The sequence below is a fragment of the Bifidobacterium tissieri genome, from assembly GCF_002259645.1.
Taxonomy (GTDB): Bacteria; Actinomycetota; Actinomycetes; order Actinomycetales; family Bifidobacteriaceae; genus Galliscardovia; species Galliscardovia tissieri.
On the sequence record NZ_MWWV01000004.1, the window covers coordinates 299,890 to 322,031 of the forward strand.

The window sequence follows — 22,142 nt, forward strand, 5'->3', positions numbered from 1 at the left end:
ATGGCGAAGAAAGCAAGCACCAAGGCCCTTGGATTTGAGGAACAGATCTGGGATGCCGCCTGCAAACTGCGTGGCAATATCGATGCCTCCGAATACAAAAACGTCGTGCTGGGCCTGATTTTCCTCAAATACATCTCGGACAACTTCAAGGCGAAGTACGCCGAGCTGGTGGCCGAAGGCGAAGGATTCGAGGAGGACCGTGACGAGTACACGTCCGAAAACATCTTCTGGGTGCCAAAGGAAGCTCGATGGGAGAACGTGGCCGCTGCCGCGCACACACCTGAAGTGGGCAAGGTCATTGACGAGTCGATGCGACTAATTGAACAGGAGAACAAAAGGCTCAAAGGAGTGTTGCCCAAGAACTTCGCCCGACCGGAACTGGACAAGCGCCGACTCGGGGAAGTCGTCGATCTGTTCACTAATGTGAAGATGGCCGAAAACGGGGACACCCATGATCTGCTCGGCCGCACCTATGAGTACTGCTTGTCGCAGTTCGCTTCCCAGGAAGGCAAGAACGCCGGTGAATTCTATACGCCGAAATGTGTAGTGAAGACACTAGTCAATGTGCTCGAACCTTTCAAGGGCCGCGTCTATGATCCGGCATGCGGCTCGGGTGGCATGTTCGTGCAGTCCGCCGAGTTCGTGCGCAACCATCAGGGTAATATCAACAACATCTCCGTCTATGGTCAGGAGTCGAATCCGACGACATGGAAGATGGCCACGATGAATCTCGCTATCCGTGGAATCGATGCTGATTTGGGGCCGAAGAACGATGACACGTTCTTCAACGATCTGCACCGCACCGAACGATTCGACTATATCCTCGCGAATCCGCCCTTCAACCTGTCCGATTGGGGCGGCGACAAACTCAAGGACGATCCTCGATGGGAGTATGGCGTACCGCCCGAGGGCAACGCTAACTTCGCGTGGATGCAGCATATGATCCACCATCTATCCCAGTCGGGTCGTATCGGGCTGGTACTCGCTAACGGCTCGTTGTCGTCTCAGACGAACAACGAGGGTGAAATTCGCAAAAACATCGTGAACGCCGGACTGGTTGAGGGTATCGTCGCCATGCCGACACAACTCTTCTTCTCCACCCAAATTCCGGTATGCCTGTGGTTTCTGCGCAAGGGACGTGCGACCGATTCCAAGACACTATTCGTGGACGCCCGCAACATGGGCACCATGATCAGTCGCTCGCAACGCACGCTCACCGATGACGACATCAAGAAGATCGCCGGCACCTTCGACGCATTCCGCGACGGAACACTTGATGAGGAAAAAGCCTTCTGCGCCGCCGCCAGCATGGAGGAGATAGCCGAGCAGGATTACATCCTGACACCCGGCCGCTACGTGGGCATCGCTGAACAGGAAGAAGACGATGAACCGTTCGATGAAAAGATGAAACGTCTGACCAGCGAACTGACCAAATGCTTCGAGGAGTCTAACCGACTGCAAGCTGAAATCAAGAAGAATCTGGAGGCAATCGGATATGGGATGTAGGTACTCCCTAGGTGAATTGTGCTCGTTCTACCGGGGGGCAAGCACACCGCGTGCGCGTATGTATGACGAAGGCGATTATTTCTACATTCACTACGGCGAGCTGTACAAGGGGTTCGACGTGTCCATCGATATCGAAAACCCCCAGAAACCGATACCGCGTATCCTCTCTTCAGAAAAGCTACGCCCAACGCAGTTCCTTCAGGATCAGGACATCGTGTACGTTCTCACTTCCGAGACGGTGGATGATCTTGGGCATGCCTACCTATTTAATAACCCTCGGCACCTTGAGGCGGTAGCCGGCACAGAAACGACCATCATGCGCGTTGAACGACGCGACATCGTCATGCCGGCATATCTCAACTATCTGGCTCAGACACCTCGTTTCCAAGCGTTGCTCAGACAATACGTCAAAGGGATGAAGGTATTTCGCGTCCATCCGAGTGACCTAGCAAGAATTGAGGTCGACCTCCCCAGTCTCAAAGAACAAAGTAAAGTCGTTACACTTATGGATGCCATACGCAGCGAAGAATTGAATCTCAATCGCACAAATGGCTATTTGCCTGCGTAGGCAGCTCAACCTTCGAGACGGCGATCTCCCCGGACATGAGCTTGGGAAGAAGGGCATCACGGAGCTCAGCCAGTGCCTTCGCCTGATGACTGTTGCTTGAGACAAGTGCGAGCACATGATTAGCTTGACTTGCTAACTGCTTGAGAGATTCATCGAATGTGGGGATGCCATAGTGCATTGCTTGATTCTTGTCTCCACGAGGCATTTTGGTGCCCTTGGATCCAGCTACCAGATGCGCAAAGAAATCGTCATTATACAGCGTGAAGAACAAAAGGGACTTGTAACTGGGATTCTTCGCCCGAAATACGAGTACATCCGTAGAGCAAGTTCCATCCATATCTGCGAACCATATCTTCTTAAAGTATGGACGGATGTTCGATACAAGAGTATCTCCAGCTTTGTAGACAGTCACTTTCCCAGACTTAGGCAAGCTTGCCGCAAGTTGTCGTCCTCCTTTACTTGCTATCAGGCTTTCAGTCGAGACATATGTACTACTTTCGGCATTCAATGCCGACGTTTTATCGCCGACATACGAGCAAACGGCATTCAATGCACAATCGCGCTCATTTCCGAATACACTTTTTTTGCAGCGTGCGTCCATCATCTCAAGCAAATAGCCATTTGTCTGATTGAGATTATAAATAGAGTCATCAAATGTCGTTAAAAGAATGGCAGCTCTATCCTGAACTCCTCTTGGAGGCAAAGTAACGGTCTGCTTAGCTAGGGTCTTGACGGAAAGACCTGGCTGAGCAGACTGAGCAGACAGCTGTCCAAGATGCATGGTTGAAAGAAGCGCAGCAAGGTAGCGAGTGTTGACCTTTTCATTGCCTTGAACGACAACAGCATGCTCAGTCATGTAGGCCTTGCCTTTGAAGAAGCGGGTGTTACCGCAATTCGCGCCTTGGCGTCCAACGACAGCACACTCACCATCAAAATTGTAAGTTTCTGTTCGTCCTCGTTCTCCGTTGCCGCCTATTACCGGGTATGCGCCGTTACCAGTAAGTTCACTCGATCGAATTACCTTACCGCTGCTTAATCTGTCGCAGACTTCGGCAAGTTTCCACTCCTTGAAATTACACACGTCACCCAGCTGTGTCATCCCAAGTACCTCCTGTGCGATGCCTTCACGCTGCTCTGGTTGACGAGCGCGTACTCCATAGTCGTGTCTATCTTAACGTGGCCAAGAAGCTTCTGTACCTGTTCTACTGGCATTCCGCGGTTGATGGCGTTAGTGGCCATGGTTCTGCGGAACTTGTGGGGATGGATCCGTGGCAGCCTGAGCTTGCGTCCAAGGGAACGAAGGCGGTCTTCGACGGCACCTACGGTGAGCCTGCCGTGTTTGCCGTAAAGTCCCACGAACAAGGCCTGGTCGTCATCCTCTCGTGCGGCCAAATACTCGGACAGGTGAAGTTTGGCACGTGCATCGAAGTATGCCAGCCGTTCCTTGTTGCCTTTGCCTTGGACTACGCATTCTCTCCCTTCAAGGTCGATACTGTCCCGGTTCAGTCTCACCAGTTCGCCCACGCGCATGCCGGTAGAAGCAAGAAGGTCAATCATGGCGAGGTCGCGCAGGGCCGCGCAGCCGTCTCGGAGGCGTTCCATATCCTCATCCGAAATGACTTCCTTCACTCGGATTGGCGCCTTTACGCGGCGTATCTTGCGAGCCGGGCTTTTGACGATGTAGTCCTCATCCTCCAACCATGAGAAAAATGAGGCAAGGATGCGCCGGATATTGTCTATCGTGACTTTGCCCACGGAATGGGTGATCTGGTAGTTGGTGAGATAGGCGCGAAGCTGCTCGGTATCCACTTGAGGTAGCGGAATGCCGGTGGTCTCTTTGAGATAATGTGTGAGGGTTGCCTCGTAGTACTTCAATGTGCGTCCGCTGCATCCCTCGAGCTCTTTGGCGGTGAGGAATGAGCGAAGCAGGGTCTCCGATTCACTGCTATCGGCGCTTATGGACTCACCAGCAAGCTGGGCCGACAGAACCCCTTTCAGCTGTTTGAGCTGATATGCGTTCAATGCATGCTGCATCGCCTTCAGTATCGATTCGATGGTACTGTGTCCTACCATTGTGGAGCCTTTCATCCAATGCTTGTATCCGATCCGCATAAGTATCGCAAGCCACGGAAAAGAGAGACCATGGGCAAGCAAATGGCTATTTGCTTGCGTAGGCAGCTCGACCTTCGAGACGTCGATCTCCCCGGACATGAGTCTGGGGAGAAGGGTGTCACGAAGCTGATTAAGGGCGTTCATTTCATTAGTATTTGACCTGACTGCTGCATAATAAGGCTCAACCTGGGCATCAAACTTTAAAAGCTCAGATTCGAGTGGGACAAAAACAGGCAGAGCGTCAAGAATTTTGACAGTCATGCTGGGTACTGCAGACCCAGCATTCATTGATGCTAGATCAAGGCCACGCAGAAACTCGTATGTATACTTCGCTGCACCTTTAGTTTGTTGAATTGTAAAGAACATTGTGTCAACAGTCCAAAAGGACTCGTTAACGTACATTACGTTATTCAGGCTGCCCTTTCTTGGCACCAAGACGGACTCGCCCTCGTAGAGAGGTCTATCAACCGAGCGCATGTAGCCGCCCGAACCGTACACAGGGTATGTTCCACTGGCTAGCTTCTTATGGTCTTTCCCATACTTAACAGATAGCAACTCGGAGAGGGTCCCTTCATGCCCAAACCCTTTATTACTAGTTACGTTCCTAAATTCCTTCCACAGTGCGTTCGCACACTCAAGCAAATAGCCATTTGTTCCTCAGTCATTCATTTCGTCGTCCGATGTCAGTAGTTCGCCATCGTGTCTGCCGCTCAGACACGATGGCTCTGGAGAACAAGGAAGTCAGCGACAATCAACGAATCTTGTCAGCGCCCCAAGATGGCGCAATATCAACGAAAATGGGCTTAACGAATCTTAGTTGGACCAAAGAAACAACCACTCAAAAACAGCAAGAGACTACTCAGTCGTCCGGTTAGAACACCCGGTTCCGACGTTCTATACGGGCGCAGGGCACTTCTCAACGAGCAGGCCGCGTTCAAATGCCTGTACCTGACCGTCAAGTCGCTGGACCCCACCGGCAGAGAACAGGTAATATGGACGTCAAGATAGAAGCCCGCATTGAACGCGTTCATCATCGCCTTCGCCGACCGCTGGTCGGACGACAGGAACTGACAATAAAACTGCCAGTCACACACTTAAAGAGACAGTCCCCATCCATGCGCTCGTGTTCGATGAGAGCGAAGTATTTCTCATCGAGCAGCACTTCTTCGCCCTGCAACGTGTACGCAGAATTCTTTATATCAGGATCGCGGAATCTGATCCGTTTGATGTCAGGCAATGGCGTACCATCGGGCCAAGTAACTGACAGTCGAAGACGGTCTCATATTCCCGACTCGGGTTCTCGATCACAACAAATCCCAAGGTGTCACCGAGTGTCTCGTATACACCGAACGAATCGTTCTCATGCTCACGCCATTCGCATGGACGGATCGTCATCTCACCATCTCAGTTACCAGTCTGGAGGGTGGACCAAAAATCAGGCTACATCGTCAAGGTACGTTGGCAAAGATGTACGCACTGTCATCCTTGCCATTTATCAGCGACTTCGCAACCGATAACTCAGCCAAGAAAACTTACGAAGCGTGGATATATGGTAAGGCACCACGTTTAGGACTGCAGCCTAGAAAACGCCACATCCCTCTTGTCTTCCAACCGACGCAAGACCCCATCGACAGCGTCGGCGTGTCGCATGGTTGACAATTCGAAACGTTTCGATATAGGATCTTAGCGAAACGTTTCGACAGTGAGTGTCGGCAACTGTTTCGCCATCGAATCGGCGGTGACGCCGTGAGGATGGGATACTATCGAGGAAGCAAATCGCCGCGACACCATTGCGATGGGTTGCGTCGTTCGCGACCGACGCCGATGGCGTGCGTCGATCCTGGAAGTGCGGAAAGGAGGCGATGATGACCGGAATCAAGGACGTGGCGAAAGCCGCCGGAGTGTCGGTCAGCACCGTATCCTATGTGCTGTCGGGGAAACGCGCCATCTCAGGAAAGACCGCGGACAAGGTGATGGAGGTGGTTCGAAAGCTCGAATATACTCCCGATGCGTCGGCGCAGAAGATGCGCGGCCTTCGCAACCGGATTCTCGCCGTGAGCGAGCCCATCCGAGGCGACATCAACGAAGCGAAGTACAATGCCTACTTCCTGTACACCGCCTGGCAGGCCAAAAACGCCGGCTATGACGTGCTATTGCTGACCGGCGAGAACGCGGTGGACGACATTCAGCGCGTGACCCGTAGCAACATGGTGGACGGCGTGCTGTTGCTCGACGTCGTCGAGGATGACGATCGCGTGGCACAGGTGGATTCGTACGACAAGCCCTGCGTGGCCATCGGTTATCCGGCGGACCGCGGGGACTGCGCGTGCGTCGATATCGATTTTGCGGCCGCCGGAACACTCGCCATGGATTATCTGTACAAGCGAGGCCATCGGGATGTGTTGCTGCTGCGCGACAACGAGCGGGACTATGAGCGTCGTTCCGGCTATGTGGTGGCGTTGCGCCGACACATGCTGGACCGCGCCCACGAGCTGGGCGTGAGGGTCGTCGAGTCAGGCAAGAACGAAGCCGGACGCTTCGATGCAGCGGCATTTGTCCGAGATCTGAAAGCGATGGATCCACGTCCCACGGCAATCGTCAACCAGGCCGATGCCGCCGTCGTGAACATGGTGGTGCAGGAACTGGACGATGCTGGCTTGAAGGTTCCCGATGACATCTCGCTGCTATCCGTTGGCACGTTCTTCGAGAACGATCTGGTCCGCCGGCCGGTCACCGAGATTCCCGTCATGCCGAAGCTACTGTGCGCCAAGGCCGTCGGACTGCTGCTTTCCGCGGTAGAGGATGGCCGTCGTATCTCAGCATCCGGCGAGCTGATCTCCCCCGTGATGCAGGATCATGGATCCGTCGCCACAGTCATCCCATCCGTCGCGTCGACATCCGATGCGACCGGCTCCCCTTCCCCGCATACCTCCCCCAGGAAAAAGCGGACGTAATGCAATGAGGTTTACATCTGCTTTTCCATCAATGTAATCGAATCGTTTCGATTACATTGAAATGCCCCGGCCCTAGGCCGGCCATCACGATATCGGAACTGGACGGCGGTCGACTTCCTCGGCCGGACCGGCCGGACCGTTATCCGTCCCGTTGTCGAAACGTTTCGACAACAAGAATGTACGATCTGGACCGTTCCCACGACGCCGGATGACGGCCGATGGTTTATAGGTCCGGGACACGAGGAAGAAATTCCAGAAAAACCGTTGCCTTCGGCAACATCAGGAAAGGTAAGGAGACAACAATGAACATCAGGCGCGGTATCGCGACGCTGGCCGTGGCGGCGATCTCCCTGACTACACTCGCAGCGTGCGGCAACAGCAGCGCGCAGGACGAGGACAACCCAGACAGCCTGTCCTTCTGGTACTACGAGGAGGAGGACGCGGGACAGACCCAGGCCTGGAAGAAGGCCGCGGAACTGTTCGAGAAGGAGACCGGCGTCTCGATCAAGTTCGAGCGCAAGTCCTTCACGCAGATCGCGCAGAACGGCAGCCAGTTCCTCAACTCCGACGAGGCGCCGGACCTTATGGAGTCCAACCGTGGTAACGGTTCCGCGGGTGTGCTCTCCACGATGGGTCTGCTCACCGATCTCGGGGATTACGTCGACCAGTACGGTTGGGACAAGAAGGTCACCGGATCCAACGCCGAAACAGCCAAGTACGACGAGAACGGCATCATGGGCGGCGACACCTGGTACGGCATGTCCAGCTACGCCGAGTTCCAGCGTGTCTACTACAACAAGGATCTCTTCGCCAAGTACGGCATCGAGATCCCGACCACATACGACGAATTCGTCGACGCCTGCCAGAAGTTCGTCGACGCCGGCGTGACCCCGATCGCCGCTGACGCGCAGGAATACGGCGTGATGTGGCTGTGGTGGCAGCTGGTCTCCAAGAACGCCGACTCCACGTTCATGAACAACTGGCACTTGTACAAGGGCAAGGTGGACTGGAACTCCAAGACCCTGACCAACGCCACCGAAACGATCGGCGACTGGCTCGACAAGGGATTCATCTCCAAGAACGCCACCGGCATGAAGGCCGAGGACACCACCCAGGCGTTCATCAAGGGCGAATACCCGATCTACCAGACCGGCACCTGGAACCAGGGCCGTTTCGCCAAGCAGATCGATTCCTTCGACTGGACCGCCGCCGTCATGCCCGAATCCGAGTACGCGGTCGGATGCGCCGGCAATCTGCTGGTCATCCCCGAACGATCCAAGCACAAGGACCTCTCCGCCAAGTTCATTGACTACGTGCTCTCCGACGAGGTCCAGAACTACCTTGGCAACGCCGGAGGCATCCCCGTCGCCGCCGATCCCGACAAGATCACCGACGAGAAGAGCAAGGCCATGATCGAGGAGTACAACTCCTACGCCAGCGCTAATAAGCTCAGCTACTACCCCGACTACGCCGCATCCAGCCTGACCGATGCCATCCCCGCCTCGTTCCAGGAACTCGTGAACGGCACCAAGGACACCACCGCCGTTCTCAAGGACATCCACTCCAAGTACGACTCCGGTGTCGAGGAGATGGGCTTCTCCAACTGATCCGGCACTGATCGGCCGCATCCCATTCCACGAACGTGGGGATGCCGGGCGCGGCGGGAACCCGCGCCCGGCCCTCCTTCAACCACACGCAGCAAGGAAACAGCAAATGTCAGGCAACAGCAAGCATGTCCGCAGGGAGTCGACCTCTCGACTGCCCGGCAACAAGTCCTCACGTTTCGTGCCCTACCTTATCCCGGGCATTCTGGGCTTGACCATCATCGTCATCATTCCGTTCATCTGGAACATCTACCTCAGCTTCACGCGCTGGCGTGGCGTCGGACCGGTGCGCTTCATCGGCCTGCAGAACTGGCAGCGCCTGTTCAGGGATTCGACGTTCTGGATCTCGTTCCTTAACTCATTCTGGATCATCGTCGCCATCGTGGTCATCCCGACCATTCTCGGCCTGTTCATCTCCTCGCTGCTCACGGACGTCATCCAGAAGAAGTTCGGGGGCAGGACCGCATCCCTCCTACGAGCCCTGTTCTACCTGCCACAGCTGTTGCCCGTCGCCGTCGCCGCGATCATCATGGGCTGGATCTTCCGCCCGGAGGACGGAGCCGTCAACGCGCTTCTCGAACAGATCGGCCTCGGCTCGCTCACCCACAACTGGCTCGGCAGCCCCAACAGCGCACTGCCGGTACTCATGTTCATCCTCGTATGGATCCAGCTCGGCTACCCGATCGTCATCTTCATGTCCGGCCTGCAACGCGTGGACCCGGAACTGTACGAGGCGGCCAGCCTCGACGGCGCCAACTGGTGGCAGAAGTTCCGCGTGGTCACCCTTCCGTCGATCATTCCCGAACTTCTCGTCGTCATCCTCACCGCCACGATCGGTGCATTGAAGACCTTCGCCCCGGTGTACCTACTCACCAAGGGCGGCCCAGGAACCGCAACCACCGTCCCCTCCTACTACTCGTACAACCAGTTCTTCCAGGTGCAGCAGGTCAGCTACGGTGCCGCCATCTCCACCGCGCTCACCATCGTCATCATCGTCTTCTCCGTCGTGTTCACGATCGTGCAGAAGCGCGTCGAGAAGAACCTGGTCTGACACCAGCCACAGACACACCGATTCGAAAACGAGGACCGAACCATGACGCAATCCATGACCGCCGCCGAGGCGAAAAGAGCCTCCCGAAAGACCCAGCACGTACGTTCCACAGGAGACTGGGTGGCGCTCATACTGCTGATCGCCGCAGCGCTGATCGTCCTGTTTCCCCTGCTGGTACTCACCGTCAACGCATTCAAGACTCAGGCCGACTACAACGCCGCCGGACCGCTGAGCCTACCGAAGACCTTCACAATGGAAGGCATCGTCTCCTTCTGGACCACAACGAACTTCCCACTGAAGTTCCTGAACTCCCTCATCATCTCGCTGGTAGTGGCCCTGGCCGCGGTCGTGCTCTCGGTGCTCAACTCCTTCGCTCTGGGCATCGGCAAGGTCAAAGGCAACACATGGATCGTACTCGCCATCATGCTCGCGAACATGATGCCGCAGGAGGCCCTGCTCTACCCGCTGTACACGATGTTCAAATCAGCCGGACTGTATAACACCAAGCTCGCGATCATCATCATCTTCACGATCATTCAAAGCGCGTACGGAACCTACCTGCTCTCCAGCGTATACGGCACGTTCCCGCAGGCTATCCTCGAAGCGGCCGCGATCGACGGAGCTTCCCGCTGGCAGGTGCTGCGCAAGGTCGTACTACCCATCTCCTGGCCGACCATAAGCGTGCTGTTCGTGTTCTTCTTCGTCTGGACTTGGAACGAATACATGATCCCCATGGCGTTCCTCATGGGCGACGACGTGCAGACCATCCCGCTGGCACTCGCCACACTGCAGGGACAGCACACGATGGAGGCCACCACCCTGGCGTCCGCCTCGCTACTGAGCATCATCCCCACGATCATCTTCTTCATCATCTTCCAACGTAAGCTGTCGCAAGGCATCACCGCCGGAGCCGTGAAATAACCGGAAACGAACCCGGGAAGCCCCCGGCACCCCGGACACCACCGAACCCTAATCGCGGGCCGACGAGCCAGTCGGCCCGCGACAACGAAAGCGACATACGCACACCACACGAAAGGAAGTGATCACATGATCAATGGGAATATGACCAATACGAGCCTCGGATTCGGACAGGGAGCACTCGACGCGGTGACGATGCGTTCACAGGGACGCACAAGATGCATCAACGCCGAGAACCCGAACGGCGGGAAGGGACGCGCCGCCATGACACCCAGCGCCCTCGGTCCCTCCCGCAAGGGCAGCCCCTGCATCCGCACGGTCAAGGCCGGGGAAACGGTGACGTTGATGGACGTCGAAGGCCCCGGCGTCATCCGCCACATCTGGATGACGGTGACTGACAAGACCTCCCCTACCGGGCCGGACGTGCTACGCAATCTGATCCTCGAATTCTACTGGGATGGCGAAAAGACCCCCTCTGTGCAATGTCCGATAGGCGACTTCTTCTGCTGCGGACACGCACAGTCGTGCACGATCAACTCGATCCCCGTCATGGTCAACCCGAACCGCGGATTCAATTGCTATTTCGCGATGCCATTCGAGCATGCGCGCATCGTGCTCCGCAACGATCACAACGAGGATGTACCCGCATTCTTCTATCAGATCGACTACACCGAGTACGATGCCCTGCCGGACGATGCGATGCGGTTCCACGCGCAATGGCGCCGCGAACGAGTTACCGAACTCGGCCGCGACTACGTCGTGCTCGACGGAGTCAAGGGACATGGAACATACGTCGGCACATACCTCGCACTCACCGCACTCGAAAGCCGATGGTGGGGCGAAGGCGAATTCAAGTTCTACATTGACGACGACGGCGAATACCCGACATGGTGCAGCACCGGTGCCGAGGACTACTTCGGCGGCGCATGGAGCTTCGCCGACTTCGACGAGGACGGCCGCATGTACGAGCGGACGTTCACCGGCCCCTACCTCGGATTCCCGTTCTACTCGCAGAACCTATCCAACCGCGAAAGTCGATACTGGGACACGGCCACACCGGTGACACGCGGCCTGTACCGCTGGCACCTGCCCGACCCGATGTACTTCGAAAAGAACCTGCGCGTCACCTGGCAGCAGATCGGCACCGAGGAAGGCGGCAACTTCGAACGCCAAGACGACGTCGCATCCGTCGCCTACTGGTACCAGAGCGAACCCCACAACCCATTCCAGCCAATAGGCGACCGCCGGTTCCGACGTCCGAGGTGACTATTTGATAAGAGCGGTCGGACTATCGTCAAATCCGGCCGCTCTCTGCATGATCCGCATCGGCACAAGGGGCCCTTCGCTTTCGCTGATGGAATTTAGCGACACAATCACTCATGCATGCGTGAAGCACCTTCGCACTCATGACCGCCTATCGCCTCAACGACTACGGGATGATTTATATACGGCGCGCAAATACAATTTCCCGAAGAGAGCAACAGCGGAAGGATGGACCGTGACCGACAGCAACGACGACGAAACCACTCGCAACGCCATCGCGGCACCAACGGATTCCGAAGACGGATCGATATCAGAAGCCAAGGCCACGCGGAACGACGACAGCGCTAATGAAGGCAACAGCACCAACAAGGACGGCAGCTCGGCAAAGCATCCCAGACGGAAGGCTATTGCCGCCGGTGTTGGTATCGCGATCATGCTTGCGTTGGCCGGTGGTGTCTATGCTTACATGTCCCGCTCCGCACACGAAGCCGCGCTCTCGGACTGCGAGGCAAGCATCTCCACGGTCACGAAGACCATGAGCCTGTGGGATGACGCCAGGAAGGATGCCGACGAGACGGCCACGATCACCGCGGATCAGGTCGCGGACTCCGCCACAGTCGACACGCTGGCCAAGCTCTACACCACAAAGGATGCCAAGCCGCAGGCGTGCAATGCCTCCGACTCCACGTCGACGCTGCGCGAAACCACCGACCATAACAAGAGCCTCGCCGGAAAGTATTCCGATCTGGTCAAACGCATCGATCCCGCGGTCGACGCCGTACAAGCCAGCCAGGCGCTCAAGACGCTTACCAACACGATCGGCAACGGCCAGTCGCTGCTGGATTCCAGCAACGGTCAAGTGAAGGACGAATCCACTCGTGGCGTTCTGCAGACCGCGATCAACGAGGCCAACGACCTGAGCAAGAACGAAAACGCTACGACACAACAGCTGAGTGACGCGAAAATCAAGCTCGACGATGCCATGAACGCGGTCAACCAGAGCGTGCAGGAGCGTCAAGCCGATGAACAGGCCGCAGCCGAGGCCGCCACCAAGGCCGCCGCGCAGGCGCAGGCCAAGAGCCAGATGTCCACCAACAATTCCACGACCGGCAGCAGCACCGCCAATAACCGGACGACCACCAACAGCACCACAAGCAATGGCCCGTCGGGAAACTCCAACAGCGGTTCCAACGCGGCATCCGACACAGGCACATCCAATGGAACCCAGAACACGACGCCCAATCAGTCAGGCAGTCAATCGTCCGGGAACGGTACGTCCACGCAGCCGCCATGCAACGGCACGCTGGAGAACGGCCACTGCTGGGTCGACTTCGGCCCCGGATGGTCGGGAGACGGCTGGAAAATCGACTGAGCACCAATTGCCGGTATCGATTGCATGCCATGCAATTCATCTGTCCCCACGAGCATCCGGCGGTCCATCCACGATCTCCACGATCAGGTGGCGAAATTTCTCCTCACGAACGCCGCGACGGGTAGCATTGGGCACAAGTGCGGACCGTCTCGTCGCGGATGACGACACACGGAACCGTCCGCATCAGACAAGACCAATGAAAGAAGGCATCATGAGCGCAACAGTCCTCGCATACGCCGAGCCGAAGCCAGACGACAACGGCGAGGTTCCCAGCATCGATCCCGACAAGACGATCGAAGTGACTCCGGTACTCGTGTCTGGGGACTCGTTCACCGGCGACTATTACTTCTTCGATCTGACCACGAACCGCGCGCTGTCCTTCATCCCCGGAAGCGCAGAACAGGGCAAACCACAGTGGCTGCTGCGCTGGTTCGATCCGCTCGAGCCCGACGACGGCGAGCACATCTCCATCGAGCACGAGGGCGAATTTCTCGACGATTACGAGGATGCAGACCGTCAGGCCGCCGACGCCGTACTGGCGAAATACGGATTCCGTCTCGGCGAGGGTATGGATTCGATATTTGCCGACAAAAGCATGTGTATGAATGGCGCCATCTACGACTACTGGACCCTGGAACCGGCGGACGCGGCACCCACCAACGCGTGACCGACGCCGCGCGGAAAGGGGCGCTGCTTCCGACAACATGGTCGGCCATTCCAAGGTAAGCCGCGCCCCGAAAATATCTAATTTGTCTAATTCATAAACTCTGTCTGGAGAATCATGCATCCGGAGACTAGTGTCACTGCAATCATTGAGAAATATCAGATTCCCGACATCGATCAATACGACGGTGATTGCCTGCATGACAAGCTGCTATCCTACATGGCCGCCGAACGCCGGAACACGCCTTGGAAGTATTTGCGCGAGACCAGCAAACGCAGTGACTACCAATCCGAGTGGAATACGGACATGCGGACATATTTGGAGATGATTTTCCCCGGAGACGAATTCGTATATGACAAGTCGATTCCAGCCGATATCCAACGCGATCATGGTGCGACAACCGTACGACGGTATCGTCCCGATGCCCGATGCGAAAAGCGGAAACTCATCGTCGAGTTCGACGGCTTACCGCATTATCAGGAACTGCATTCCATCTTCAATGACCGAGAACGCGACACATGGGCGCGGGATCTTGGCTATAAGGTTGTACGCATCCCCTACTGGCTTCCGCTGAATGTCGAGGACATCGACTTTCTATTCGGTGTGCATGTGCCGGAAGGCTGTCCACTGAAGTTTGGATTGTTCGACAATCCCAATCGTGACTATGGCATCGGCATCAGTCCGGCATCCTTCTGCGAACAGGGAGCCTTGCGCTTTGCCCGTGAATTCGAACAGCTCCCGGCTGTCACGCAGGAGATGCTGCTGGACGACCTAGCGCTCGTTACAGAAGCAAATGCGTACGGTATCGACGCACTTCCCTCCTGCATCAGCTATCTACGCTACGGAGATAACTGAGTCTGCCGTGGATTTCTTCATGGAAATGAATGAGTCCACGCGTGTCCCAATACAGGCTATCTGCGGTTCGCTGGGCGGATCGGGGGCTTTGCGGACGCCTAGCCACGCTTCGCTAGGCACTTGCCCGAGTAGTCGACCGCCCACAACGGCGGAATCATCACGCACCCGGATACGGAATACCTCGCCTCTCCAAACCAAACGACCCAGCGAAGCGTGGTTAGGTGCCTGCCGAACCCGAAATCTGCCTAGCGAAGCGAGGATAGGTCGATGATAAGTAAGGATTCATCCCCCAACGGCACCTAACGGCACCTCCCTACGGCTGAACGTGTTCAAGCAGCTTCTTCAGCTCCGAGCGCAGCAGCTGCCGGTGTCGATACATGCCATACAGGCGCTCGCATTCCTCGCGGACCCGGTTTCCCACATATGGCAGACACTTCCGCAACACCGTGATGATCTGCGTCACGCGTTCCGGCGAATCGTTGCTCAACATCGGGGAATCGGCATCGTGCAACGGAGCGAGCAGGATATCGCAAGCCTCCTCGGCATGACGCTCCGACACAACATCAAACATACGCTCCATGAGCTCGGCGGCCTCACTGGCCAGCGTATAACGCGAGTGACAGCGAACCTTGCAATACCGCCAGGCCGCGTCGCTCAGCCGCTCGGACAACAGCAATTCCTCGTAGGCGAGCTGTCGGCCGGAGAGCATCGGATCCCGATAATACCGCTGATGCACTTCCACCATTCGGCGCACGTCCTCCGGCCAATGCTCGCCGGACAGTGTCTTCAGCTTACGCACGTAATGCGCACTATCGATCTCACGCTCATGCCTCGGAACCCGGCTCGGCATCTGACTCCTGCGATGCCACGGTAGCCGGTCGGTAACGATGTAACAGGCATAGATGCGTCGCAGACCTTCCTCGTCTCCCAAACACTCATACGCGGCTTCGAGCAACGTCCACCATCCTTGCGGCAATCCCGGGGGTGCGGGTGAAGGAACGGCATCCGGCAGGCAACTGTCGGCCAGTTTCCCCATCTCCCGATCCCGAAACACCTGCACGGCGTCGTCGAGATCGTCCATGGCCAGATATCGCTGCAACAGGTCACGGACCATCGCCCACTGCTGATCATCCATGATCAGCCGGTAATCCGATTCGCGCATATCATCCGAATGGTATCGGGCGAAACTGCTCCACACATATTCCAATACGGCACGACCCGCCTCGCCGTCGCCGATATGCCGGAATCCATCGCTGTTGTTGACTTCCGTGTTCACATTCGAGTCACTGCCAGGCGCGCCATTTCCAACAGCCTCAACGCCATTACGCTCAGCATCATTCATCATCGGCATCCTCCGATTCCTTCCCTGACCCCGATTCCGCATCGGGCGCACCCGGCAAGGAATCGCCCTCAGCCCCGGCAGCCCCGATTCCGTTCCCAATTCCGATCTCGGAATCGTTCCCGCCGTTGTCCAAATCCGATTCGTCGTAGTCGTCGAAATCAGGAGGCTCGTTCACTTCCGCAACGTAATCGGCAAGGCACTCGCGCAGTTCCTTCCGCTGCAGGAACATGCCGACGATGTGCTCGGACAACGCACATACCTCGTCGTAACCGATCACCGTGTCAAGCTTGCGCATCCACCGCCCCACACGTTCTGCGGAAGCCTTGTCCTTGTGCTTGTAGATATCCGAATCGGGATCCTTCAGCACGTTACGGAAATACCGCAACGTGTTCTCCCGAGATTCCGGATCCTGCACGATCACGTCGAGCAGGCGCATGGCGATGTCGCCCATCCCGCCAGACCGACAGTAGTCAAACGCCTCCTTGGACAACCGGTCCTCACGCAGCAATCGCTCATACGCGGGATTGACCGCCGGCATCGGACCAAAGCGACGGCACTTCGTCTGCAGGCGGATGATTTCGGCTCGATCCTCCTCCCAGTGCTCGCCGCTGATCGCACGCAGCCGACCCACATATACGGCCTCCGGATCCGTCTGCGCAATAAGAATGTAATACGAGTACAGTAGGCGCAATCCTTCGGCATCATGAAGATGCTCGTATGCGGCTTCCAGAATGGTCATCCACGTATGCGGCAGCTCGTCCATGTGCGATATACCGACGCCCGGCACGAGAATTCGCATGTTGGCGAAATTCCGCTCGACTTTGTTACCTGGGTGCCGCTTTCGATACAACGTCTCACGATGCTGAGTCAACGTCTCGGTCGACACCTGTCCGGAATATCGTCGGCGTCGGCGTTCCTCCCGATCTTCATTCCGGAACAATTCAAGTTCCATCCGCCGAAATATCGTCTCCAAATCAGGAAGACGATACAGCGTTTCAAAGATGTGCTTGACGACACGCCAATCGTCGTCCGTCAGTCGAGGCGCGGATGAAAACTGACTGCTTGCATACCAATGCACCACATCCGACGCATCCCAAGGAAACCCGGGTTCAGTCCCCTGCGCCCGGTCACGCTGACGTTGCAGCCATTCCGACATGGAAATCAATGCGGCCGCCACATGCTTGCAATACGCCGAATGCTGTGCATACGGACAGCTGCACGCCGCCGACACCACCTTGCCCCGGCGCAATCGCACATCCACCTGATAATCATCATTGCCACGGACCACGGTATGCCATAGTCCGTCCACGATCTCCTGGGGAAGGTCCACCTTTCCCGCCGCGTAATAGGCCCGTCCCCGTTCGTAGACATGCGGCTTGAACAGGTTGTAGTAGCTCCCTCGCAGGAACTCGTCCAGATCGGCATCAGACATCGGCATGATCACAACTCCTTCGCATCGCCTCTTCGCAATGTGGTTTTACAGTGTGATGTTACGCTCATCGTACGCCAGCACAGCAATCACAGAAGCGCAAGACACCCGTTTGCACTTACGCATGTTAAGCAGAAAGACCATGGAATGATCCATGGATGTGCGATGGCCAGCCGCAATCGCGACAGGAATCGGAAGGTGCTGGGCAATGCGTTCATCATACCGGGACGGATCCCGGTTGACTCGATCTTTCCCGGAGCCATCGTGCCGAATACGACGCCGGGGCAGACGGGCAGTGGCAGTGGTGATGGTGCTGACACTGTTGGCGGCGGCACGAAAGCCAAAGATCATACCGGACGCTGGTTTCTGCAACATCGTGGTAACGTCTCTCTGGATTTCATCAGCTCCTTCCTCGACACCGGAGAAGAAGTCAACGCCATCGTCAGAATGTTCGAGATGGAACCAGAACAGGCGATCCGCATGTTCCTCGACACCAGCTCACGGCAGGGCAGGCCACTGGACTACCTGAGCGCCATGTTCACGCCGATCAACGGCAGTGAGGAATTCGTGTCTCCCATTGCGGCTTTCCGTTCATCGTCCGCCACGGACTGAGCCAACGGGTTGTCACAACAGGTGGGCCAGCGCAACGCACTGGCCCAACGCACTGACCCATATGAACACCACGAATACAGGCTATCTGCGGTTCGCTGGGCGGATCGGGGGCTTTGCGGACGCCTAACCACGCTTCGCTAGGCACTTGACCGAGTAGACGACCGCCCACAACGGCGGAATCATCACACTCCCGGATGCGAAATACCTCGACTCTCCAAACCAAACAACCCAGCGAAGCGAGGATAGGTGTCTACCGAACCCGAAATCTGCCTAGCGAAGCGAGGATAGGTGATTCACCACTAGCAACCACATTGCCAGAGACACTGAACAAGCCTGAACTCCGATCAATTGCTCACCGACACCACCGTTTTCATGCCCAACTTCCGCCAGTTATTCATCGGCCGGCATGAACCGTTGCGGATCCCCGACATAACGCCGCCGCACCTGCCGTCAGGACGGAAACCGCATGGTGTTCTCATCCAGCCGGTACCCGGTGGCGCGTATTGACTCTAGGTAGTCGCGCATGCCGGCGATATGAAGGTTGCCGGCGCGTTCGGGTCCGCCTTGGCAGATGAGCGGCGAATACGCGTAGCATTCGCCGTACTGCGGAATGGGCAGGCGCCGTCGGACCGTCTTATAGCCACGCATGCCGAGCACCTGGCGTTGGAAGTGTTCGTCCGGAATGTTCGCGAAATAGTATTCGATCATGGAACTGCGGGTCATGCTGTTGCGGAACTGCAACGTCTCCACGCACCGCATCTGCCCGTTCCACACGATCAGGTCGCCGAACGCGGTCGCCAGTATGGGGGTTACCGACTGTTTGAGCCAGAACGGCTGGTACAACAGGTTGGTCAGAGCCATCCATTCACCGGGGTCGATGGTGCGCAGGTAACCGTTGCAGAATACGCCGAGCCCCCAGCGTCGCCAGACGTCGATGATTTGGACGGGAAGGTCCCGCCAGCGGTCGAATGCGCTGGCAGGCATTGGGGCAGACGGGGCGAAGTCGTTGAAGCAGCTGCGATCGTTTGGATCGACCATTCGTGTCTCCCCTCTCGGCGGTTGTACCACTGCAGTTGATTATCCGCCTATCGCAACACCGGATCCGCGAACCGGCGGTTGTCCAGCACGGGAAGCGTTCGGCGGGCATCGGCGAGCGCGGCACGGTCCAGCGTTGCGGTAATCATCTCCGCTTCGGAATCTCCCGCCTGCGCGATCACCTCGCCAAGCGGTCCGATAATGCGACTGCAGCCGATGTTGCGCTTGCTCACCTCGCTGCATGCCAGCACGTAGCAGGTGTTCTCCACCGCCCGGGCCGCGGTCATCAGCGACCAATGGTACTCCTTGGCGGCACCTCGCACCCATGCGGCGCTCACCACGATCGCGTCGGCGCCGCGCACTGCCAGCGAGCGCGCGGTTTCGGGGAATCGCACGTCGTAGCAGGTCATCACGCCGATCTTCCACCCGTCGATATCCACGATTGGCGGTAGTTCGGTTCCGGGCCGGACCACGTCGGATTCACGGGCGGCGAACGCATCGTACAGGTGCAGTTTGCGATACGACGCAATGATCTCGCCGTCGCGGATCACCAGGAACATGTTGGATACGCGGGGACTCCTTGCACGCAGGGGCTCCTGTCCCAGCTCCTGTGCCTGGTCATCGCCACTCCCCACATCCCCAGCGTTCTCCGCGCTCCCATCCGCCTTCACGTCCGGAGCCTCGAGTGCATGCACGGTCCCCATCAACGCAATCCCTCGCTCGGCGCTGATCCGGCGCAACCCCCGCACGAACGACCCGTCCAACGGCTGCGCGTGGGCCGCCGCGAATCCATCGTCATCCCCATCACGCGCGATCAGCCCTTCCGGCAACACCAGCAGCCGAGCACTTCGTGCCGCGGCATCGCCGGCGAATCCGTCGATGATCTCCAGATTCCGATCCGGATCCTGCGCCACCGTAAACTGTGCCACCGCCACTGCCAACCGATTCGTCATTGCCATACACCCATAGTATGACCATGCCAGCGGTATGACCGTGCCCACGAAGCCATAAGCAATCCGCAGACCTACGCCCACGACGCGAACGCCGAACGGAAAGCTTCCGCGGCTTCGGGGGTGCTGCCGTAGGGGCGGCCGATGCCGATCAGGCGTTTGAGGCATTGCATCTGCGGGGCAGTGAGATCGAGTTCGTCGTACCATGCCGTGCCACGCGCGCGTCCCGACTGACGTTCGAGGCCGTCGCACGAATACATGAGATACAGCAGCACGTCGGCGAATCGGGCATGGTCGATGTCGATGCCCATGCCGATGCCGCTGGAATCCGACATATCCGACATGTATCGTGCCAATCCGAAGTCGATCAGCGATACGCGCTCGCCATCGTCCATGATGTTCGACAGGCTGATGTCCCCGTGGATCACGCTACGACTGTGGATATAGGTCAGCACGTCGAACATCTGCGTGCCGATGCGATGGATTTCGGCGCGGGAGAATGATTTGTGCCGGTCGAACAGCCAGGTTTTCAGCGTGATGCCCGGCTGGCATGACAGCACGAAATAGTATCCGCTGCGGTCGTTGATCACGCCCAACAGTTCCGGCACGGACGGGTGTGACAGTCCGGAGAGGATCACCGCCTCGTAATGGTTGTTGCCGGCATTGCGTTTATGCATCCGACGACGGAATCGTTTGAGGACCACACGACGACCGTCCGAACCGTCCGAGTCATCCGAACCGTCTACGCCGCCCGAGTTGGCCGAACCATCCGAACCGTCCGATGATTCCGCCAGCAAACACACGCCGTATCGGCCGCCGCCCAGACGACGGATCACGCGGTATTCACCGATGGAATGGTTGGATCGGCCGGGAACGGGTAATCGGGCGAACGCCCGGGAACGCAGGTCGTCCAGCAGATCGAGCAACAGCCCGAACGTGCTGGACACGACGACAACGATTCTGGACAACATCGATATAAGTCATACTCCTGCGGTTCCGAGGAAAACGCTCACTGTTGCGACGGGGCCCCGCATTCCATGCAGAACTTGGCGCCCGGGCTCAGCGGCTTGCCGCAGCTGCCGCAGAACGTGGCGTTCGCCGTCATCTTCGCGCCGCAACCGAGGCAGAACTTGGATCCGGCGGGAACCACCGTGCCGCACTGCGCACAGGTCAGACCGGCGGCCGAACCGGCACCGGCACCACCGGGCAGACTGCGATGCTGCGGCGTTGCGGGAACCTGCGGCTGCGCATACTGCTGCGGGGTCTGCTGCTGCGTATATCCCTGCGGATACTGCGGACGCTGGCCCTGCGGATACTGCTGATATCCCTGCGGATACTGGGGATACCCCTGTGCCGGATACTGCTGCGGATAGGTCGCATATCCGGCGTCGGAACTCGACATGCTTCCGAACATGCCGAACAGACCCTTCTTCCGGTAGTGATTGCGTCCCTGATACCGATTCGGATACCTTCTGCTACTGCTTGATCCGAAGAAACCACTCATCATGCCCTCCTAACGATTGCGCGACCGGCTCGCAACAACATATCGTCACGAATACGCACCGCGTCGCACATCGGAATGTACGCGGACCATTGCGCACCCCCAATTACCCGTATTGTAACCCACTGTTCGAAATACGAGACCGCAGTACTCTGATCGCGGACATGGGCCACGTCCGGCATACCTCGTCATCGTTTCACTGCGGGTTCGGCGACGAATGGACAGCAACCCGCAGCACAGACAGGGCTACACTGCAGGTCCAACACAATCGATCAACAAACCCGCAGTAAAGGCCGGTCTACACTGCGGATCCGACGCATTCGATCGACAAACCCGCAGCGGAGCATACTCCCACAGCCCCATTCCATTCCACCCCTATCATCAAGGGAAACGCTATACGTCAGAT

19 protein-coding genes and 1 pseudogene are annotated in these 22,142 nt (G+C 57.4%); 12 read left to right on the forward strand and 8 right to left on the reverse strand.

The annotated features are described in order from the left end of the window. Both BTIS_RS04130 and BTIS_RS04135 read left to right on the forward strand, forming a co-directional pair. Positions 1–1,506: a class I SAM-dependent DNA methyltransferase gene (locus tag BTIS_RS04130; protein ID WP_094662900.1), complete on the forward strand. Its 1,506-nt coding sequence runs from the start codon at positions 1–3 to the stop codon at positions 1,504–1,506. A gap of 118 nt (positions 1,507–1,624) precedes the next feature. Further along, positions 1,625–2,074, forward strand: coding sequence for a restriction endonuclease subunit S domain-containing protein (locus BTIS_RS04135; RefSeq protein ID WP_143248862.1), 450 nt, complete (start codon positions 1,625–1,627; stop codon positions 2,072–2,074). Here BTIS_RS04135 and BTIS_RS04140 read toward each other — a convergent pair. Continuing rightward, positions 2,043–3,173, reverse strand: coding sequence for a restriction endonuclease subunit S (locus BTIS_RS04140; RefSeq protein WP_094662904.1), 1,131 nt, complete (start codon positions 3,171–3,173; stop codon positions 2,043–2,045). The genes BTIS_RS04135 and BTIS_RS04140 overlap by 32 nt on opposite strands. Beyond that, a complete protein-coding gene (locus tag BTIS_RS12345) occupies positions 3,170–4,828 on the reverse strand; it encodes a tyrosine-type recombinase/integrase (RefSeq protein WP_245819271.1) in 1,659 nt (552 codons plus the stop codon). Before BTIS_RS12345 ends, BTIS_RS04140 begins: the two co-directional genes overlap by 4 nt. 233 nt (positions 4,829–5,061) lie before the next feature. Between BTIS_RS12345 and BTIS_RS12055 the strand changes: the two are divergent. The 9 genes and pseudogenes from BTIS_RS12055 to BTIS_RS04185 all read left to right on the forward strand — a co-directional run. Continuing rightward, positions 5,062–5,257: pseudogene (locus tag BTIS_RS12055) on the forward strand (IS256 family transposase); the annotation flags it as partial. Between the two features lie 791 nt (positions 5,258–6,048). Further along, positions 6,049–7,140, forward strand: a complete 1,092-nt coding sequence (locus tag BTIS_RS04150; RefSeq protein ID WP_245819273.1) for a LacI family DNA-binding transcriptional regulator — start codon at positions 6,049–6,051, stop codon at positions 7,138–7,140. A 302-nt stretch (positions 7,141–7,442) separates the two neighbouring features. Then, positions 7,443–8,747: an ABC transporter substrate-binding protein gene (locus BTIS_RS04155; protein WP_094662906.1), complete on the forward strand. Its 1,305-nt coding sequence runs from the start codon at positions 7,443–7,445 to the stop codon at positions 8,745–8,747. 106 nt (positions 8,748–8,853) lie between these two features. Continuing rightward, positions 8,854–9,795, forward strand: coding sequence for a carbohydrate ABC transporter permease (locus BTIS_RS04160; RefSeq protein WP_094662908.1), 942 nt, complete (start codon positions 8,854–8,856; stop codon positions 9,793–9,795). A 42-nt stretch (positions 9,796–9,837) separates the two neighbouring features. After that, entirely contained in the window at positions 9,838–10,716 is an 879-nt protein-coding gene (locus tag BTIS_RS04165; protein ID WP_094662910.1) for a carbohydrate ABC transporter permease, read from the forward strand. A 141-nt stretch (positions 10,717–10,857) separates the two neighbouring features. Continuing rightward, a complete protein-coding gene (locus BTIS_RS04170) occupies positions 10,858–11,979 on the forward strand; it encodes a glycoside hydrolase family 172 protein (RefSeq protein ID WP_420807010.1) in 1,122 nt (373 codons plus the stop codon). Positions 11,980–12,211: 232 nt separating this feature from the next. Then, positions 12,212–13,348 (forward strand): hypothetical protein, encoded by a 1,137-nt coding sequence (locus BTIS_RS04175; protein WP_094662913.1) that lies wholly within the window; start codon positions 12,212–12,214, stop codon positions 13,346–13,348. A gap of 211 nt (positions 13,349–13,559) precedes the next feature. Further along, positions 13,560–14,015 carry a hypothetical protein gene (locus BTIS_RS04180; protein ID WP_143248863.1) on the forward strand — a complete coding sequence of 152 codons (456 nt, stop codon included), beginning with the start codon at positions 13,560–13,562 and terminating at the stop codon, positions 14,013–14,015. A 114-nt stretch (positions 14,016–14,129) separates the two neighbouring features. After that, on the forward strand, positions 14,130–14,867 hold the full coding sequence (locus BTIS_RS04185) for a DUF559 domain-containing protein (RefSeq protein ID WP_094662917.1): 738 nt from the start codon (positions 14,130–14,132) through the stop codon (positions 14,865–14,867). A gap of 313 nt (positions 14,868–15,180) precedes the next feature. Here the strand turns inward: BTIS_RS04185 and BTIS_RS04190 are convergent, their stop codons facing one another. Together BTIS_RS04190 and BTIS_RS04195 are read right to left on the reverse strand one after the other, a co-directional pair. Next, on the reverse strand, positions 15,181–16,218 hold the full coding sequence (locus tag BTIS_RS04190; RefSeq protein ID WP_094662919.1) for a hypothetical protein: 1,038 nt from the start codon (positions 16,216–16,218) through the stop codon (positions 15,181–15,183). Beyond that, a complete protein-coding gene (locus tag BTIS_RS04195; RefSeq protein WP_245819275.1) occupies positions 16,202–17,647 on the reverse strand; it encodes an SWIM zinc finger family protein in 1,446 nt (481 codons plus the stop codon). The genes BTIS_RS04190 and BTIS_RS04195 overlap by 17 nt, the downstream gene beginning before the upstream one ends. 156 nt (positions 17,648–17,803) lie before the next feature. On the opposite strand from BTIS_RS04195, the gene BTIS_RS04200 reads away from it, so the two are divergent. Further along, positions 17,804–18,250, forward strand: a complete 447-nt coding sequence (locus tag BTIS_RS04200; protein WP_094662921.1) for a hypothetical protein — start codon at positions 17,804–17,806, stop codon at positions 18,248–18,250. Between the two features lie 450 nt (positions 18,251–18,700). Here BTIS_RS04200 and BTIS_RS04205 read toward each other — a convergent pair whose 3' ends face one another. The 4 genes from BTIS_RS04205 to BTIS_RS04220 form a co-directional block, all read right to left on the reverse strand. After that, a complete protein-coding gene (locus BTIS_RS04205) occupies positions 18,701–19,288 on the reverse strand; it encodes a GAD-like domain-containing protein (protein WP_094662923.1) in 588 nt (195 codons plus the stop codon). A 47-nt stretch (positions 19,289–19,335) separates the two neighbouring features. Next, positions 19,336–20,238: a nitrilase-related carbon-nitrogen hydrolase gene (locus BTIS_RS04210; RefSeq protein ID WP_245819277.1), complete on the reverse strand. Its 903-nt coding sequence runs from the start codon at positions 20,236–20,238 to the stop codon at positions 19,336–19,338. 71 nt (positions 20,239–20,309) lie between these two features. After that, positions 20,310–21,206: a serine/threonine protein kinase gene (locus BTIS_RS04215; RefSeq protein WP_094662927.1), complete on the reverse strand. Its 897-nt coding sequence runs from the start codon at positions 21,204–21,206 to the stop codon at positions 20,310–20,312. Between the two features lie 38 nt (positions 21,207–21,244). Beyond that, positions 21,245–21,742, reverse strand: coding sequence for a zinc ribbon domain-containing protein (locus tag BTIS_RS04220; protein ID WP_094662929.1), 498 nt, complete (start codon positions 21,740–21,742; stop codon positions 21,245–21,247). Positions 21,743–22,142 lie beyond the last annotated feature (400 nt).